This window comes from Streptococcus oralis (assembly GCF_964238205.1).
Classification (GTDB): domain Bacteria; phylum Bacillota; class Bacilli; order Lactobacillales; family Streptococcaceae; genus Streptococcus; species Streptococcus oralis_CZ.
The window spans coordinates 120,287-136,754 of sequence record NZ_CAXSLF010000001.1 but is presented as its reverse complement, the minus strand read 5'-3'; the positions used below and the strand labels follow the sequence as shown (position 1 = coordinate 136,754).

The window sequence follows — 16,468 nt, the reverse complement described above, 5'->3', positions numbered from 1 at the left end:
GATGAATGAAAAATACCTATCGTTATTAAAAGAGATTCACTCTAGTACTACGGATATAAGAAGTAGTACAATTGTGGTTGGATTTAGTAATGACGAATATAATGTTATTGCTAAAGTTTATTCATCTAAAAGTAAGTATGATTTCTGTGAATTACAGTCATTTTTAGAAATATTTGAATATTTAGAGTTCTCACATTTTAAAAAAATTATAATTTTTTCAGAATCTCATAATTTGGAATATGAATCGTTGAGGAGAATTACTAGAATTTCTTTGAATAGAGGGATTGACATTGGATATTTTACAGGAAATAATTTTCAAGATGTAGTGAACTTTGCTATTAAAAATTTAACTTTTAGCATGATAAAGAAATCTAGCTATACTTCTTTAAATGTAGTACCACGGAGAGAATCTGAGATTAAAGAAATAAATTCTCTGATCTCTATGTATTCATCGAATCTTACAAGTGATTTGCTTTGTAAAAGAAGATCTGCATTATTTATTTACGGAGGAGGAAGACTAGATCAATTAGCGATAGGAAAAAATATAGCATTATGTAATAGTCAAATAAAAACATCAAAAGAAGTTTTAAATACAGCACAACTTAATTCAGATTTAATAATGATTAATGGTTGTGTTCTTGGTGTTGTAGCACCGGGAGAATTTGAGAAAGAAGGAAAGGAAACTTTGTCATTTGGATTATTGAATAGTTCAGCTGTATCTTTTATAGCTCCTTTTTCTACTAAATTATCTGATGCTAACGAATTAATTTTATCAGATTGTTTATTAGAGAGGGAAGAGAGTTTTGGAACAGTAACTAGGCGGTGTAATGAATATTGTGTCTATAACAATTTAACTCCGTGCTATGTTTTATATGGGGATCCAAACAATCGATTTAAGAATAGTGAAAAGTTATATAATTATTTTTTACAAAAGTCGAATTTTCAAAGGAATGAAATATTGATTTCAAATAAAAGTATTCGTTATTTTGATACGATTGATGGCGAAAGATTAATGTTTTCAGATCAAGTAGTATATGGTGATAAACTTTTGACAGAGGATAATTCTATCTTCGAGAATTTTATTAAAAAAATACCTATTATGATATATAACTTTAACAGAGATAACAGTATACCCCATATGCATCCGAACAGCAATAAGAACTTTAAGCAAGACACTAATACTTTAATATCGCAATTCAATAACTTAGAAAACTATTTATTTGATTTTGGAAAAGATTCTAAAGTTAATTTTAAAGTTAAAAAAATTATAAACAATTTAATTGATAGTGTTGATATGATAAGTCGAGAAGTTTTGAATTACTGGGCTAAGAATATTTCTGAGGATAAATATAGAATGTATGATCTGCATTATGGAAATAATCTTAGGATAAAATGTACTGAAGAACAAATAATCTGCTCAACATGTAATGAAAGATCAATTGAAAAGGTAAATGTTAGTGATTATTATTCTAGGTACAAAAGAATTGTAAAAATATGTCCTTGCTGTTCTATTATAGAAGATTTAAGCGAAGAAAATATTTCACTTAAGATAAATAAATTGGAGAAATTTACAAGTAGTGAGGCTAGAGTAGAATTTTCAATTAAAAATAATGGTAATAATTTTGAGGAAGTATATATCAAAACTTGTGTAAGAAATGATAAATTTAGTTCGGATTTACATAAGATTACATTAGAACCTAATGCCTCTAGACAGTTTATCCAGGAAATTAGTCTTAACGAATTGCTCTCTAAAGATACGAGAATATATTTTACTATTTTAATTATGAATAATCTAGGTATTAGCCTTTATAAAAGACAATTCTAAGATATAAATTCAAAAAAATATCACAATTATTTGCTAAAAACTATTGACACTAACTTATTGTAATGGTATAATTAATTCATAAATAATTTATCCGGGGTTGGCGAAATTGGTAAACGCGCCTATGATACAGGTAGGTTCGACTAAATGTCTATTGGAGGTTCAAATCCTTCACCCCGCATATAAGATATTTGTGAATTACAGTAAAACTTTTATAATGGGTTTTACTGTTTTTTTAATTTTATTGAGGTAAATCAAATGGATATTGTAGTTTTATATGGTGGTAGGAGCCCAGAACGCTTAATTTCGGAAGTTTCTTCAAGACAAATTGCTGAAGCGCTAACTACCGATAATGTAATTAGATTAAATTTAAATGGAATATACAATTTTGAAAATAAAGAGGTAAAACATTTTTCTGAATTATATAAGTTGTACCAAGAAGGTAGCCTATCAGAATTTGAGATAGATAAATCTGCTGAAATAACAGATTCAGTTATTGAAATTTGTAAATTAGCAGATATCGTCTTCTTATCTACACATGGGGGGATTGGTGAGAATGGAAAGTTACAGGCGTTACTGGATATTTGTAATATAAAGTATACTGGCAACGGATATCAAAGTAATGCTATAAGTTTAGATAAAAAATTATCAAAGAGACTTGTGAGTACAGTTGGGATTAAAACTCCCTATGAGTATATTGAGGAAAATAAATTTGTTTTTCCATTAGTAATAAAACCGAATGACAGTGGTTCAAGTATAGGAGTTCAAATTATCAAAACGAAAGAAGAACTTCAACAGTATGACTTAGAGAATTATAATATTGAAGAATATATAAATGGAAGAGAGATTTCTATCGGAGTTATTGGTGAAAAAATTTTGCAACCTATTGAGATTGTTATTGAAGGTGGTTTTTATGATTATGAAAAAAAATATACTCCTGGAGTTGTTAAGGAAATTTGTCCTGCAAATATATCTGAAGAGCTAAAGAAAAAGTTGGAAATATATGCTAAAACAGTTCATGACTTAATGGGATTTGAAGTATATTCACGGTCAGATTTTATTATTGATGATAATGGTGAAATTTACTTCATCGAAACGAACAGTATACCTGGTATGACTCCAACTAGTTTACTTCCTAAGGAAGCCGAGGCAGAAGGGATAAATTTTAGTAATTTATGCAAGAAAATAATTAGTCTCAGCATAAAAAAATATAATTAAAGACGACTATATATTCTAAGGATGCATTCTATATACTGTTTGCAAGATAATAATGTATGAAGTACCACTAGTATACTTACTTAAATTTGAAATAAGATAGTACAAATTTTACTGTCATATTATGACAATTTCCCAGCTTTTTTCTGAAAGTGACATATACTTTTCTTAGGAGAAAGCTAGATGTACCAACGGATAAGGGATTTGAGGGAAGATCACGATTTCACTCAAAAGTTTGTTGCAAATTTACTTTCCTTTTCTCATACAAACTATGCAAAAATTGAGAGAGGAGAGGTTGCCTTAACGGCAGATGTTCTTGTGCAACTTTCTAAACTCTATGATGTTAGTACGGATTACCTATTAGGGCTAACAGATTGTCCAGATAGGATAAAACATAAAATAAAATAGTCTCTCCTTGATTTGTTCATTGACAATTGAATAAACCGAGGTGGGACTTTCTTATTTGTCGAGCAATTTAGTGAGATACGCCGTGATAAGAGCGAAAATTATTAGCTATAAAATAGAGTGGTTCTCTATCTGCCATGACCACAAATAAGGACAATGATACTTCTGAACGTTCAGGCTGCCATCGTAAAAGGACAGCGGGCGAGATGCCCATGAATGATTTAACCAATCATACCCACGGAGGAAATGATAGAGTATCACTTTATCAGGAGGAAAAATTTTGGAACAAACAGTTGTAAAATATAGTCTGCAGTTATCAATGCTTAATTTTTTATACTCTAAAGAATTGTTATCTAAAAATGAATATGAAAAAATCAGAAGCAGACTGCGTATTAAGTACACAAAATAGCTGACCTTTTTATTTGAACGCGGTAATATAGAATCAAAAGGAGGAATTTCAGTATGAAAAAAAATAATGTTGAAATAATAAAAGCTGATTCTTTAGTTCGACGTAGAGGTGTCAATGTAGAAAGACATTTAAAAAGGGTTGCTGCCTATTGTCGAGTTAGTTCTGATAGTGATGATCAGAAGAACAGTTATGAATCTCAGGTGAGACATTATAAAGATTACATTTCTCAGCGTTCAGATTGGGAACTAGCAGATATTTACGCAGATGAGGGGATTTCAGGAACTCAAGTAGGAAAGAGACAAGATTTTCAACGCTTAATCAATGATTGTGTAAATGGAGAAATTGATTATATTGTAACAAAAGCAATTGCTAGATTTGCAAGAAACACCTTAGATACTTTGAAGTATGTCAGAATGTTAAAGGATATGCAAATTGGAGTTTATTTTGAGGAAGAGAACATAGATACCCTTACTATGGATGGAGAACTACTTCTAACTATTCTTAGCTCTGTTGCACAGCAAGAAGTAGAAAATACTTCTGCACATGTGAAAAAGGGATTAAAAATGAAGATGCAACGTGGTGAACTGATAGGATTTCAAGGATGCTTGGGATATGACTATGATGTGGAAACTAAACAACTTTCTATCAATAAAAAAGAAGCAAAAATAGTTCGTTACATATTCGAAAGATATCTAGAAGGTATTGGAGGGAGGGCCATAGCAAGGGAACTTGACGAACTAGGCTATAAATCTCCGAGAGGCTTAGATCATTGGAATGATACAACAGTTTTAGGAATCATAAAGAATGAAAAATATAAGGGCGATATCCTAATGGGAAAAACTTTTACAGTTGACCCAATAAGTAAGAGACGATTGAGTAATTTTGGTGAAGAAGATAAGTACTACATCAAAGATAATCATGAACCTATAATATCTAAAGAGGACTTTGAAAAAGCACAGGCGATTAGGTTGCGTAGGGCAGGAAATAAAAAGACAGCTACAAATGTAAATGGAAAACGTGAACGCTATTCAAAAATGTATGCTTTCAGTAGTATGTTAGAATGTGGCTTTTGTGGTTCATTATTGTCTAGGAGAAGTTGGCACTGTCGTTCAGATTATCGCAAAGTTGTGTGGCACTGTGTTACTTCGATAAAAAAAGGGAAAAAATATTGTAAACATAGTAAAGGATTAGAAGAACTAGCTATTGAGGGAGCTTTCATGGAAGCTTACAGACAGCTCTATCATTCGAATGAAAATATAGTGTCAGACTTACTTGAAACGATTGAATCTGAGTTGAATGACAATAGCCTCAACAAAGAACTGAAAAAAATAACTAATAAACTTCGTACATTACTAAAAAAAGAGGAGAATCTTGTAAATTTAAGACTAGAAGGGAAGATTAGTGATTCCATTTATAATGAAAAATACACTGAAATTTCTTCAGAAAAAGAGTATCTTTCAGAAGAAAAAGTAAATGTTGAAACAACTTTGAAGTCAGAAATTGATGTAAAGAAAAGACTAACTGAGTTTAAACAGTTACTATCTTCACAGAAATTACTCACCGAGTTTGATCGTACGGTTTTTGAGAGTATTGTTGATAAAATTATTGTAGGAGGTGTTAATAGTGATGGGGAAATAGACCCTGCAATGTTAACTATTATTTTCAAAACAGGAGAAACACAAAATAAGGACGGTAAACATTTTAAAAGTAAACGTAAAAATGCTAAACTAGAACCAGATAAATTGTGTCCTCAAAACAGTGATGAGGATAAAAAATTGTATCCTAAAGGAACAGACAACACATGTTGAGGCGGTAAGTTTGCTAGTCAAGGAGTAAAACGACGAAGATTAGCATTTACTTCCGCCCATGCGATAGCTGTCCGTGATTGACAAGTGCTAGCACGCAGACAGAACGGAGATAGCGAACCGCTGAGTGTGTCGCTCTGCTCGTAAAAGCTTAGAAACCTTTGAACGAAAGGGATAATGAAAGCCTTGATTGCAAGGCTTTTTGCTTTATGGTGGGTAAGTATCAGAGTGAGAAAATTTTTGGAATGAGTAGAAGTGATAGCTAGAAATTATCAGTTTCTATTTCCATTTACCCTGTGGGTACGTGTTTGTTTCCATTGACAAGGAGTTTGTGGGAATAGAAATGTACCCACCTTGTTTGAATCAAGTGAAGTGTAGTTGAAGGAAATCTGTTGAAAGCAATACTTCATTTTACCGAATAAGTAATAATTTAGGCAACTTCAAATCGATTAAAAAAAACTATTTTAAAGGTTAAGAGTAGACAAAAATTGTCCACTCTTTTTTGCAAACTCAATTTATCAATAAATGAAATGAGGGAATGTAAAATGAAATATTTTGAGGTTGAGTTAGAAAATCCTGATGAATTTTTAAAACTACAAACAGAAGATTTTGTGAAAGCTAATCGCTTGCTACTAAGGAAGATAATCCAGAGCGTTACAGTCTATGAAGAAAACTTCGTCATATCCTTTAAATCTGGCATCGAATTGGAAGTATGAGTCTCATTCCATAACTTTTATATTGAACATATCATCTTGTTGTGTTATACTATAAATTGATATAAACAAAGATGTAGGAGGAACCGAAACTATGACAGCCTCAATGCGTTTAAGATAAGCTGGCAATAAAAAAAGCAGAATCTATACCCGATGATAGGCTTTTTTGTTGTGCTTATTTATACGATATTGAGCATTCATTAGTTACGGTGAGGATATTGGTTATTTAACTATACCTTTATTTAACTATGTCTTTAATATGAATGTTTCCAAATTGTATGTATGCAGACCAAAAGCCACATTGTGGGGTTTGGCCTGCATTTTTTATTGCCTAGAATGCTATTCAAAATAGAAATTCAAGCAAAATAATATGCAGGAGATAATATAAATGGAAAAATACAACAATTGGAAACGAAAATTTTATGCAATATGGGCAGGGCAAGCAGTATCATTAATCACTAGTGCCATCCTGCAAATGGCGATTATTTTTTACCTTACAGAAAAAACAGGATCTGCGATGGTCTTGTCTATGGCTTCATTAGTAGGTTTTTTACCCTATGCGATTTTGGGACCTGCCATTGGTGTGCTAGTGGATCGTCATGATAGGAAGAAGATAATGATTGGTGCCGATTTAATTATCGCAGCAGCTGGTGCAGTGCTTGCTATTGTTGCATTCTGTATGGAGCTACCTGTCTGGATGATTATGATAGTATTGTTTATCCGTAGCATTGGAACAGCTTTTCATACCCCAGCACTCAATGCGGTTACACCACTTTTAGTACCAGAAGAACAGCTAACGAAATGCGCAGGCTATAGTCAGTCTTTGCAGTCTATAAGCTATATTGTTAGTCCGGCAGTTGCAGCACTCTTATACTCCGTTTGGGATTTAAATGCTATTATTGCCATCGACGTATTGGGTGCTGTGATTGCATCTATTACGGTAGCAATTGTACGTATACCTAAGCTGGGTAATCAAGTGCAAAGTTTAGAACCAAATTTCATAAGGGAGATGAAAGAAGGAGTTGTGGTTCTGAGACAAAACAAAGGATTGTTTGCCTTATTACTCTTAGGAACACTATATACTTTTGTTTATATGCCAATCAATGCACTATTTCCTTTAATAAGCATGGAACACTTTAATGGAACGCCTGTGCATATTTCTATTACGGAAATTTCCTTTGCATTTGGGATGCTAGCAGGAGGCTTATTATTAGGAAGATTAGGGGGCTTCGAAAAGCATGTATTACTAATAACAAGTTCATTTTTTATAATGGGGACCAGTTTAGCCGTTTCGGGAATACTTCCTCCAAATGGATTTGTAATATTCGTAGTTTGCTGTGCAATAATGGGGCTTTCGGTGCCATTTTATAGCGGTGTGCAAACAGCTCTTTTTCAGGAGAAAATTAAGCCTGAATATTTAGGACGTGTATTTTCTTTGATCGGAAGTATCATGTCACTTGCTATGCCAATTGGGTTAATTCTTTCTGGATTCTTTGCTGATAAAATCGGTGTAAATCATTGGTTTTTACTATCAGGTATTTTAATTATTGGCATTGCTATAGTTTGCCAAATGATAACTGAGGTTAGAAAATTAGATTTAAAATAAACAATATTGGAGGAATATTTATGTATCTTATTTTCATGTAACTCTTCCTGCTAAAATCGCAGGGTTTTCCCTGCATACAAGCAAATGAAAGCATGCGATTATAGACAGGAGGAAATGTTATGGAATTAATATTAAAAGCAAAAGACATTCGTGTGGAATTCAAAGGACGCGATGTTTTAGATATAAATGAATTAGAAGTATATGATTATGACCGTATTGGTTTAGTAGGAGCAAATGGTGCTGGAAAAAGCACTTTACTCAGGGTACTTTTAGGAGAATTAACTCCCCCAGGATGTAAAATGAATCGTCTGGGTGAACTTGCCTATATTCCCCAGTTGGACGAAGTAACTCTGCAGGAGGAAAAAGATTTTGCACTTGTAGGCAAGCTAGGTGTTGAGCAATTAAATATACAGACTATGAGCGGTGGTGAAGAAACAAGGCTTAAAATAGCACAGGCCTTATCGGCACAGGTTCATGGTATTTTAGCGGATGAACCTACGAGCCATTTAGACCGTGAAGGAATTGATTTTCTAATAGGACAGCTAAAATATTTTACAGGTGCACTGTTAGTTATTAGCCATGACCGCTATTTTCTTGATGAAATAGTAGATAAAATATGGGAACTGAAAGATGGCAAAATCACTGAGTATTGGGGAAACTATTCTGATTATCTTCGTCAGAAAGAGGAAGAACGTAAGAGCCAAGCTGCAGAATACGAACAATTTATTGCGGAACGTGCCCGATTGGAAAGGGCTGCGGAGGAAAAGCGAAAACAGGCTCGTAAAATAGAACAGAAGGCAAAAGGTTCTTCAAAGAAAAAAAGTACTGAAGACGGAGGGCGTTTAGCTCATCAAAAATCAATAGGAAGTAAGGAAAAAAAGATGTATAATGCTGCTAAAACCCTAGAGCACAGGATTGCGGCCTTAGGAAAAGTAGAAGCTCCGGAAGGCATTCGCAGAATTCGTTTCAGGCAAAGTAAAGCATTGGAGCTCCATAATCCATACCCTATAGTCGGTGCAGAAATTAATAAAGTATTTGGGGATAAGGCTCTGTTTGAAAATGCATCTTTTCAAATTCCGTTAGGAGCAAAAGTGGCGTTAACTGGTGGTAATGGAATCGGAAAAACAACTTTAATCCAAATGATCTTAAACCATGAAGAAGGAATTTCTATTTCGCCTAAGGCAAAAATAGGTTACTTTGCACAGAATGGTTACAAGTACAACAGTAATCAGAATGTTATGGAGTTTATGCAGAAGGATTGTGACTACAATATATCAGAAATTCGTTCAGTGCTAGCATCTATGGGGTTCAAACAGAACGATATTGGAAAAAGTTTATCTGTTTTAAGCGGTGGAGAAATTATAAAATTGTTGCTTGCTAAAATGCTCATGGGTAGATATAACATCCTAATAATGGATGAACCCAGTAACTTCCTTGACATACCAAGTTTAGAGGCTTTGGAAATACTAATGAAGGAGTACACCGGAACTATCGTGTTTATCACCCACGATAAACGATTACTCGAAAATGTAGCAGATGTAGTTTATGAAATTAGAGATAAGAAAATAAATCTGAAACATTAAATTTAAGGTAGTCGCTGGTCAGTATAGTCTGTTCTGGTTGGCGACTCCATTGTTAAAGAGTATAAAGACTTTAGATTTTATGAATATTAAAAATAGGAACAGTCAATTGAACTGCTCCTATTTTTCTGCTAAATATATTGTAGTTTTCTTATATGTATAATGATAGATTAGCGGATTCTCATCTACGGTACTTACTTCAAATATGAAGAAGTGATCGCGGTTATCTCTGGACTTTTCCTTATTGAGGACAAAGTAATTCTTACGTGAAGTCGCCATTGTTTTTAGGATATCATCAGTTAGGAAGGTCAATGGAATATTCATGTTAGAGTAGCGGTAGAAGTCACGTTCAAAATCTTGGTAGCTCTCGCTATAATAGTCCATTTGTAGGTGATTACGCTGAAACTCAAGCTGATTCATAGAGCACCTCCTCGACAAGTTCAATACTAATAATGTCTTTTAATTTCAAATTGATGTGACCTGTTGTAGTTTTTATCAAAATGAAATCTTTGGTCAGACTTGGTATTGTTCCAGTGTAGGAAACACGCTTGTTTTTTTCAATCACTTGAATGCGTGTGCGTAGCTGCCCGGCGTATACTTGACTGAGGAGTAATAATTTCTTCTCTAGTGATAAGTCAGACATGTACGTTACTTTGTTTGTATCATCAGAGAGTGCTGATGCATGTTCAGATAGGAAAAAGCCCATCCATTTTTGCATCTTTGTATCCTGGTACTCTCTTGCTGATTGAAATGGTAAATATGAACGGTCAATCATATCAAATCCTTTCTATGCAGAGGCAAGGGTATTTTTATCAAATTGAATCGTAAAACCTTGAATTCCCCCACCTGTGTAACATTCTTTAAAGCGATTGATTACCTCAGTATAGATTATCACAGATGAGCTTGTTGGCTTAATGCTAAATGTAAATTCCAATGGTAATCGGTTTTCAGATTTAGCATGTACTAGTCGTATCGATATTTCAGTTGTTTTGAGTTTTCTCTGACGAAGTTTTGAAGTTGCTGTTTCAACGATTCCATGTAAAAATCTTTCAAGCATTTCAATATCATTACATCCTTTGCTACGGATTTCTGAAAATTGTACTGTATTTTTTTTTGTTTCATTTTAATCCCTCCAATCCACCCGCGGAATGACCACCGATAAGTTTACTGCGTTCAATATTTCTGGAACCTTCAGTTAGGACGGTTCCTTTTTGTATGGCTAAAAAACCAAACTGTTCTCTGACAACATCAATAGCTGTCTGAAGTCTATTATCTTTTTCAATTTGTTCTACATCATCAAAGAGTGATAGTAGAGTATAGCTTTCATCTACGAAGCCACTATAAGATACACCAATTTGTCTCACTGCACCAGAGGTGTATTTTTTCGGAATAATACAAGTACATGACTCACCATTGTTTTGGGGAGATTTGCGGGTTCAATTTTATTCTGAGCATTTATAGATTTTTTCATCTCAGTCCTAGAATAGCCAATATGAATAGAAACGACAGTAGTCAATACTAGGGCTACTGTTCCGTTCCACAGTATCATTTAAAAATCATTTTCACACCCTTTCGTCTATTAGTATAGAAGAAAGCTCTCAGCACATGTGGAGTGTATAGCGTTGATACAAAGAGTCAAATCATGAAAAATCCTTCATTTGAAATGATTGTATAAACAGTTGGAATTTAAGGAGAGAAAAATGATTTTAGAAACGGAAAGATTGATTCTTCGCCCATGGGAAGAAAAAGACGCCAATGATTTATTTCAATATGCCAGTAATCCCGAGGTGGGTCCGATTGCAGGTTGGCCAGTACATACAAGCGTTGAAAATAGTAGGGAGATTATAAAAAGTTATCTTTCAGCACCTGAGACATACGCCATTGTTTTAAAAGAAACGATGCAGCCAGTGGGTAGCATAGGACTGATGATTGGCTCTGCAAGTGATAAAGGGATTCCGGATACTGAGGCGGAGATTGGTTACTGGATAGGAGTTCCCTATTGGGGTCAAGGCCTGATACCAGAAGCAGTTCGTGAGATGATGAGACATGGATTTGATGACCTGAATCTGGAGAAATTATGGTGCGGTTATTTTGACGGCAATACAAAGTCGCAGAGAGTTCAGGAAAAATGCGGGTTCCGTTATCGTCATACAAAAGAGAACGTTCCGTGTGCATGGGAAGGTGTTCTTCGTACAGAACACGTAACCTGTCTATCAAAAGAAGAATGGATTTCATTTAAGTAAATCACTGCTTGTACAAGCTGAGTCATCAGCGAAGTAGAAGTAGATGTTTGGCCCATGCGACAAGGTGAGACTGAAGGTTGAGAAGGTGCCCTGGGCATAGGACTCGTAGAATGAGGAGGGAAACCGACGAAATGATACGGTAAGTCCGAACCGCTGAGTATGTGGATCTGCTCTTCCAATCTGAGACAGTCGAAAAGTAGAAAGGGATGGTATTGGTATCAACCAATGAGTAACAAAGTAACAGCGTGATTCGAAACATTTGCTTGTAATTTGAGGAGGAACATCAATATGGATGGAATAACAAAAGATTCTATAAAAATGGCTAAACAAATGAAACAATTATGGCCCCAATTGACCGATAAAGAAGCTATTGATGAAGTAAAAAGATATACGAATGGCAAAAATACTGCAATCTTTACTGAAGTTGAAGGTGACACAATTGTAGGTCTAGCACTATGTTCACTCAGATTTGATTATGTTGAAGGTTGTAAATATAGTCCTGTTGGATTCTTAGAAGGGATTATTGTCGACGAGGAATATCGTTTAAAGGATATTGCTAAAAATCTCTGTACAAAATGTGAGGAATGGGCGAAAAATAAAGGATGTAAGGAATTTGCAAGTGACTGTACTTTAATGAATACGGATTCTATAAGATTTCATCTCAATATTGGATTTCAGGAGGCAAATAGAATTATTCATTTTAAGAAGAGATTATAATTTCAGAACGTGGTCAAAATTTATGTATCTATGGAAAGTGTGAAAGATTGGACGAACAAATTTTTTTGATGGGTGGAAATCCGCCGATAAAGAACCATACGATTGTTAATAAAATTGTGTCATCAAGGAAGATCGAAAGAATTGTCATTTTTACAGTTTATCGAGAAAATTGGAAACCCTATATGAAAAAGTACACGGAAGTTTTCCAAAGTCAATTTCCTAATCTAAACACTGAATACTTACTTTTGGACACTGAGCAGATTATTTTTGATAGCTATCTAGATGCTGATCTAATCATCATCGGTGGAGAAAATACGGAAAAATATATAGCTACTTATGTCAATCAGGAGTTCAAAAATTATATCGAGCTTATGCTGAATAAAGGGGCAAAAGTTATAGGGTTTTCTGCAGGAGCCCTATTATTAGGAGAAAAAGTCTATGTTTCACCTAATGATAATTCAGATCATCAGATAAAGATTAAAAATGGGTTGGGACTTTTTAGTCAGTTTTTAATTAGTGTCCATCATGATTCATGGAATGATAAAGCTAACAAGGATAGAGCTGAAGAACTTGTTGATGTTCCCATAATTCCACTAAATGATCATTCCTGTCTTGTATTAGATAAACTTGGAAACATTATTGAGAGAATTGACTAGTTTTCATTATCTAAATCTTGATCTAGGTAACTAAAGTGTAGAGGAACTGGATAGGTTACTAGTGAAAACTGCAAAAAGTGTTGTGAAATGAATCGGAGAGTGCTTGATGGATTTTAGTAGTAAGATAGCCATAAATAAAGGCTGGTCAGATGATAAAAAATATTGTGTGACAGATCAAAATCAGCAAAAATATTTCTTGCGTGTTTCTGATAAGGAGAAGTTAGATTCTAAAAAATTTGAATTTGATATGATGGAGAAAGTAGCTTCTCTTGGAGTTCCGATGTGTAAACCAATTAGCATTGAACTCTGCGATGATGGAGTACATTCTTTACACGAATGGATAGACGGGAAAGATGCTAGAGTAACCATTTTAACTGTTTCAAAAGAACAACAATACACTTACGGAGTAGAAGCAGGAAGTATACTTCGAAAGATTCATTCACTTCCTGTTACAGAAGTTCGTGAAGATTGGGAACCTTTTTTTAATCGTAAAATTGATGACAAAATCAAAAAATACAAAGAATGCCCCGTTCAATACGAAAATGGTCAGATTTTTATTGATTTTTTAAATGCAAATCGAGAATTGTTAAAAGACAGACCTCAGGTTTTCCAACATGGAGATTATCATATCGGGAATTTCATGATTGGTGAAGATCGCAAAATTTATGTCATTGACTTTGATCGATTTGATCTTGGAGATCCTTGGGAGGAATTCAATCGTATTGTATGGTCTGCTCAAGTTTCACCTTCTTTTGCCTCTGGTATGATAGATGGATATTTTGATCATAAGGTTCCAGATTTATTTTGGAAACTTCTTGCTATCTATATTGTAAATAACATAGTTGGTGCTCTTCCATGGTCTGTTCCTTACGGAATCGAAGAAATAGCAGTAATGCAACATCAAGCTAAGGAAATTTTAGAATGGTATGATGATATGAAGCAAATCATTCCTAGTTGGTACTTGATTGAGAAAAAGGCTTAATAATAAAAGAGTTTAAATATCAATTTGAAAAAATGTCAAGATTATTTGCTCATATTATAACGAATTCAATTCTTTATTAATACCTATCGAGAATTATCTTGAAACTTGGAATGTTGTTTTGGGATCAAGTTACATGAAAGAATATATTTTAAATTTAGAAAAAGAATTTTCTTTAATTGAAAAAGGATTTAAAGAAGAAGAGAAAAGAGCTCTTGCTGACTATCTATCAAACGATAATGCGTATACTAAAGAATTAGCTTTTTTAGCCTTTAAATCCAATGTATATCAAGTTAGAATGTATAGTGTATTTCTCTTTGGCCATTTGTCATCGTATGAAGAATTTTTGATCTTCATGAGGGATGAGGTTTCAAAAGATGAAAATTGGAGAGTTCAAGAAGTATTAGCAAAAGCATTTGATGAATTTTGTAAGCAAACAGGTTATGAAAAATCTCTTCCGGTTATTGACGAATGGTTACAAAACAGTAATCCAAATGTTAGAAGAGCTGTTACAGAAGGTTTGAGAATATGGACGAGTAGACCATATTTCAAGGATAATCCAGATGAAGCTATTAAACGAATCGCAACATTAAAAGAAGATTCTAGTGAATATGTTAGAAAATCAGTTGGCAATGCTTTGAGGGATATTAGCAAAAAATTTCCAGAGTTAATCAAAGAAGAACTTGATAGTTGGGACGTTAAGAGTAAAGAGATTCAAAAAGTTTACAAGTTAGCAAGTAAATTTATTAAGTGACAATTATCAGCTATAAAGTTTGAAAAATGCTAACTATAGAATATTTTCATTCTAAAGTTTAATTTTAAACAACAACTCTATCACTTTCGTTATATAATATAGAAGTTTGCTAGCGCTACATTGTGAGACAATTGTGTTGATGTCAAGGGTTGTACCTATTGTTTAATTAATCTATTGAAATGAAAGGTTTTGTGGGAAGATGTAGAGTTCATATAAGGTCTTCCCAAGAGAATGAGCGAAAGTGAAGTTAGATTGGTAGTGGGCTACTGCGGATGACGAAGTTCTACTGTTAAAAAAGAGTTTACAACTTTATAAAAATATTGAAATGAAAGGATTTCTAGCAAGTAAATTGAAGTTACTAGGAGGGAAAAATGTGTAATGTTGATTTGGAAAAACACCTTGATAGAATTGGGATAGCTTATGAAACGAGTGCCTTCACAGACGGTATTCGACCGGAGTCAGAGGAGGATATAAAAAAGTTTGAAGCAAGTTATGCCTCCATACCAGCAGAGTACCGCTGGCTACTACTTAACCTAGGTGGTTGCTATTTGGTAGAACCATGGATTTTTGACTTGAAGGAGTTGGAGGAAAATTATACATACTTTGAAGAGGCATACGAGGAGTATATGAGTGAATGTGAACACGGCCCGGTGTTTCCTATCGGAGGTTTAGGTGATGGAAGCATCGTATTTATAGACCTGAAAAGCGGTAAGGTTCGTGGATATAACAATGACTATGCTGACCTTGAGGAAATTGCTGGGAACTTTTCGGAACTTGTTTTAGATTTAGTAGAACAGGTAGAAAGCTTTTCTTGATACAATATATTCTATAGGGAGTATGTATTAAATGTTGCATCTACAATATGATTAAGATATGGAATATATTAAGAAGGTAATTGATCGAAAAGAGAAATATGAATGTAGGAATTAGTGACATTTATCATAAGTGTGATAAAACCAATATTTGGACTGAAGAAGCAAATGATAGAGTGAAAAACAGTATGGTGGCAGGACAGACTCAGTTTGATAGATTCTAGTTTAGCGTAAAATATGTACAACGGTCATTATATAGATTTGAATTTAATAAAGAGGTTCACAATGAGATTTTTTGATAAGTTAAAATTGAATTAAAATGCTATAGTATTAGTTGTTCTATACAACTTAGAATTTGACGAGGTGTAGATTATGGCTTCAAGTAAAGAATATTTAGATTTCATTTTAGAACAATTGTCCGAGTTGGAAGAAATATCATATAGAGCAATGATGGGTGAATATATAATTTATTATCGAGGGAAAATCATGGGTGGAATTTATGATGATAGATTTTTAGTGAAGCCTGTCAAATCTGCAATAGCGTATATGCCGAATGTAGAATACGAATTGCCGTATGAAGGTGCAAAGGAAATGCTATTGGTAGATGATGTTGACAACAAAGAATATTTAACCGGCTTATTTAATTCAATGTATGATGAGTTACCTGCACCAAAACAAAAGAAAAAGAAACAATAAAATCTCAGTTTATCTAGGTAATACCATTTAACGATAACCTTATGCTATCGTTAAAA

Annotated in this window: 19 protein-coding genes and 1 tRNA gene; 16 read left to right on the top strand and 4 right to left on the bottom strand. The window is 33.8% G+C overall.

What is annotated here, in order from left to right; all coding sequences use genetic code 11:
* Window position 1 precedes the first annotated feature (1 nt).
* From ACESOD_RS00745 to msr(D), 9 genes are all read left to right on the top strand, one after another.
* Window positions 2-1,825 carry a hypothetical protein gene (locus tag ACESOD_RS00745; RefSeq protein WP_373093427.1) on the top strand — a complete coding sequence of 608 codons (1,824 nt, stop codon included), beginning with the start codon at window positions 2-4 and terminating at the stop codon, window positions 1,823-1,825.
* Between the two features lie 92 nt (window positions 1,826-1,917).
* Window positions 1,918-2,003 (top strand) — tRNA-Tyr (locus tag ACESOD_RS00740).
* 77 nt (window positions 2,004-2,080) lie between these two features.
* Window positions 2,081-3,040 (top strand): D-alanine--D-alanine ligase family protein, encoded by a 960-nt coding sequence (locus ACESOD_RS00735; RefSeq protein WP_373093425.1) that lies wholly within the window; start codon window positions 2,081-2,083, stop codon window positions 3,038-3,040.
* A gap of 180 nt (window positions 3,041-3,220) precedes the next feature.
* Window positions 3,221-3,445 carry a helix-turn-helix domain-containing protein gene (locus ACESOD_RS00730; RefSeq protein WP_049503158.1) on the top strand — a complete coding sequence of 75 codons (225 nt, stop codon included), beginning with the start codon at window positions 3,221-3,223 and terminating at the stop codon, window positions 3,443-3,445.
* 134 nt (window positions 3,446-3,579) lie between these two features.
* Window positions 3,580-3,741, top strand: coding sequence for a hypothetical protein (locus ACESOD_RS00725; protein WP_373093423.1), 162 nt, complete (start codon window positions 3,580-3,582; stop codon window positions 3,739-3,741).
* A gap of 163 nt (window positions 3,742-3,904) precedes the next feature.
* Entirely contained in the window at window positions 3,905-5,659 is a 1,755-nt protein-coding gene (locus tag ACESOD_RS00720) for a recombinase family protein (protein WP_373093421.1), read from the top strand.
* 542 nt (window positions 5,660-6,201) lie between these two features.
* Window positions 6,202-6,372 (top strand): hypothetical protein, encoded by a 171-nt coding sequence (locus ACESOD_RS00715; protein WP_000873143.1) that lies wholly within the window; start codon window positions 6,202-6,204, stop codon window positions 6,370-6,372.
* Window positions 6,373-6,757: 385 nt separating this feature from the next.
* Entirely contained in the window at window positions 6,758-7,975 is a 1,218-nt protein-coding gene (gene mef(A), locus ACESOD_RS00710) for a macrolide efflux MFS transporter Mef(A) (protein ID WP_000417519.1), read from the top strand.
* 119 nt (window positions 7,976-8,094) lie between these two features.
* Window positions 8,095-9,558, top strand: a complete 1,464-nt coding sequence (gene msr(D) / locus ACESOD_RS00705) for an ABC-F type ribosomal protection protein Msr(D) (RefSeq protein ID WP_000420313.1) — start codon at window positions 8,095-8,097, stop codon at window positions 9,556-9,558.
* Between the two features lie 117 nt (window positions 9,559-9,675).
* Here the strand turns inward: msr(D) and ACESOD_RS00700 are convergent, their stop codons facing one another.
* The 4 genes from ACESOD_RS00700 to ACESOD_RS00685 form a co-directional block, all read right to left on the bottom strand.
* Window positions 9,676-9,975, bottom strand: a complete 300-nt coding sequence (locus ACESOD_RS00700) for a DUF5960 family protein (RefSeq protein WP_001072467.1) — start codon at window positions 9,973-9,975, stop codon at window positions 9,676-9,678.
* The gene (locus ACESOD_RS00695) at window positions 9,962-10,330 is read right to left on the bottom strand and encodes a hypothetical protein (RefSeq protein WP_000567222.1); all 369 of its coding nucleotides are present in this window, start codon (window positions 10,328-10,330) and stop codon (window positions 9,962-9,964) included. The genes ACESOD_RS00700 and ACESOD_RS00695 overlap by 14 nt, the downstream gene beginning before the upstream one ends.
* A gap of 12 nt (window positions 10,331-10,342) precedes the next feature.
* Window positions 10,343-10,612, bottom strand: coding sequence for a DinB/UmuC family translesion DNA polymerase (locus ACESOD_RS00690; protein WP_001816406.1), 270 nt, complete (start codon window positions 10,610-10,612; stop codon window positions 10,343-10,345).
* Window positions 10,613-10,673: 61 nt separating this feature from the next.
* Entirely contained in the window at window positions 10,674-10,919 is a 246-nt protein-coding gene (locus ACESOD_RS00685; protein WP_001813542.1) for a hypothetical protein, read from the bottom strand.
* A gap of 336 nt (window positions 10,920-11,255) precedes the next feature.
* Between ACESOD_RS00685 and ACESOD_RS00680 the strand changes: the two genes are divergently transcribed.
* The 7 genes from ACESOD_RS00680 to ACESOD_RS00650 all read left to right on the top strand — a co-directional run bounded on the left by ACESOD_RS00680 (window position 11,256) and on the right by ACESOD_RS00650 (window position 16,412).
* Complete coding sequence (locus ACESOD_RS00680) at window positions 11,256-11,798, top strand: GNAT family N-acetyltransferase (RefSeq protein WP_070460561.1); 543 nt, start codon at window positions 11,256-11,258, stop codon at window positions 11,796-11,798.
* 288 nt (window positions 11,799-12,086) lie between these two features.
* Window positions 12,087-12,515 carry an aminoglycoside 6'-N-acetyltransferase gene (gene aac(6'), locus ACESOD_RS00675; protein WP_373093420.1) on the top strand — a complete coding sequence of 143 codons (429 nt, stop codon included), beginning with the start codon at window positions 12,087-12,089 and terminating at the stop codon, window positions 12,513-12,515.
* A 47-nt stretch (window positions 12,516-12,562) separates the two neighbouring features.
* Window positions 12,563-13,171, top strand: coding sequence for a Type 1 glutamine amidotransferase-like domain-containing protein (locus ACESOD_RS00670; RefSeq protein WP_373093419.1), 609 nt, complete (start codon window positions 12,563-12,565; stop codon window positions 13,169-13,171).
* Between the two features lie 106 nt (window positions 13,172-13,277).
* The gene (locus ACESOD_RS00665) at window positions 13,278-14,153 is read left to right on the top strand and encodes an aminoglycoside phosphotransferase family protein (RefSeq protein WP_373093417.1); all 876 of its coding nucleotides are present in this window, start codon (window positions 13,278-13,280) and stop codon (window positions 14,151-14,153) included.
* A gap of 133 nt (window positions 14,154-14,286) precedes the next feature.
* The gene (locus tag ACESOD_RS00660; protein WP_373093416.1) at window positions 14,287-14,904 is read left to right on the top strand and encodes a DNA alkylation repair protein; all 618 of its coding nucleotides are present in this window, start codon (window positions 14,287-14,289) and stop codon (window positions 14,902-14,904) included.
* Window positions 14,905-15,275: 371 nt separating this feature from the next.
* Window positions 15,276-15,719 carry an SMI1/KNR4 family protein gene (locus ACESOD_RS00655; RefSeq protein ID WP_373093414.1) on the top strand — a complete coding sequence of 148 codons (444 nt, stop codon included), beginning with the start codon at window positions 15,276-15,278 and terminating at the stop codon, window positions 15,717-15,719.
* 369 nt (window positions 15,720-16,088) lie between these two features.
* Window positions 16,089-16,412 carry a TfoX/Sxy family protein gene (locus ACESOD_RS00650; protein WP_373093412.1) on the top strand — a complete coding sequence of 108 codons (324 nt, stop codon included), beginning with the start codon at window positions 16,089-16,091 and terminating at the stop codon, window positions 16,410-16,412.
* Window positions 16,413-16,468: the final 56 nt, after the last annotated feature.

Coding starts and splice junctions, on each gene's coding strand:
- ACESOD_RS00745 (WP_373093427.1), top strand. CDS start 2: ATGAATGAAAAATACCTATCGTTATTAAAAGAGATTCACTCTAGTACT.
- ACESOD_RS00735 (WP_373093425.1), top strand. CDS start 2,081: ATGGATATTGTAGTTTTATATGGTGGTAGGAGCCCAGAACGCTTAATT.
- ACESOD_RS00730 (WP_049503158.1), top strand. CDS start 3,221: ATGTACCAACGGATAAGGGATTTGAGGGAAGATCACGATTTCACTCAA.
- ACESOD_RS00725 (WP_373093423.1), top strand. CDS start 3,580: ATGACCACAAATAAGGACAATGATACTTCTGAACGTTCAGGCTGCCAT.
- ACESOD_RS00720 (WP_373093421.1), top strand. CDS start 3,905: ATGAAAAAAAATAATGTTGAAATAATAAAAGCTGATTCTTTAGTTCGA.
- ACESOD_RS00715 (WP_000873143.1), top strand. CDS start 6,202: ATGAAATATTTTGAGGTTGAGTTAGAAAATCCTGATGAATTTTTAAAA.
- ACESOD_RS00700 (WP_001072467.1), bottom strand. CDS start 9,975: ATGAATCAGCTTGAGTTTCAGCGTAATCACCTACAAATGGACTATTAT.
- ACESOD_RS00695 (WP_000567222.1), bottom strand. CDS start 10,330: ATGATTGACCGTTCATATTTACCATTTCAATCAGCAAGAGAGTACCAG.
- ACESOD_RS00690 (WP_001816406.1), bottom strand. CDS start 10,612: ATGCTTGAAAGATTTTTACATGGAATCGTTGAAACAGCAACTTCAAAA.
- ACESOD_RS00680 (WP_070460561.1), top strand. CDS start 11,256: ATGATTTTAGAAACGGAAAGATTGATTCTTCGCCCATGGGAAGAAAAA.
- ACESOD_RS00665 (WP_373093417.1), top strand. CDS start 13,278: ATGGATTTTAGTAGTAAGATAGCCATAAATAAAGGCTGGTCAGATGAT.
- ACESOD_RS00660 (WP_373093416.1), top strand. CDS start 14,287: ATGAAAGAATATATTTTAAATTTAGAAAAAGAATTTTCTTTAATTGAA.
- ACESOD_RS00655 (WP_373093414.1), top strand. CDS start 15,276: ATGTGTAATGTTGATTTGGAAAAACACCTTGATAGAATTGGGATAGCT.
- ACESOD_RS00650 (WP_373093412.1), top strand. CDS start 16,089: ATGGCTTCAAGTAAAGAATATTTAGATTTCATTTTAGAACAATTGTCC.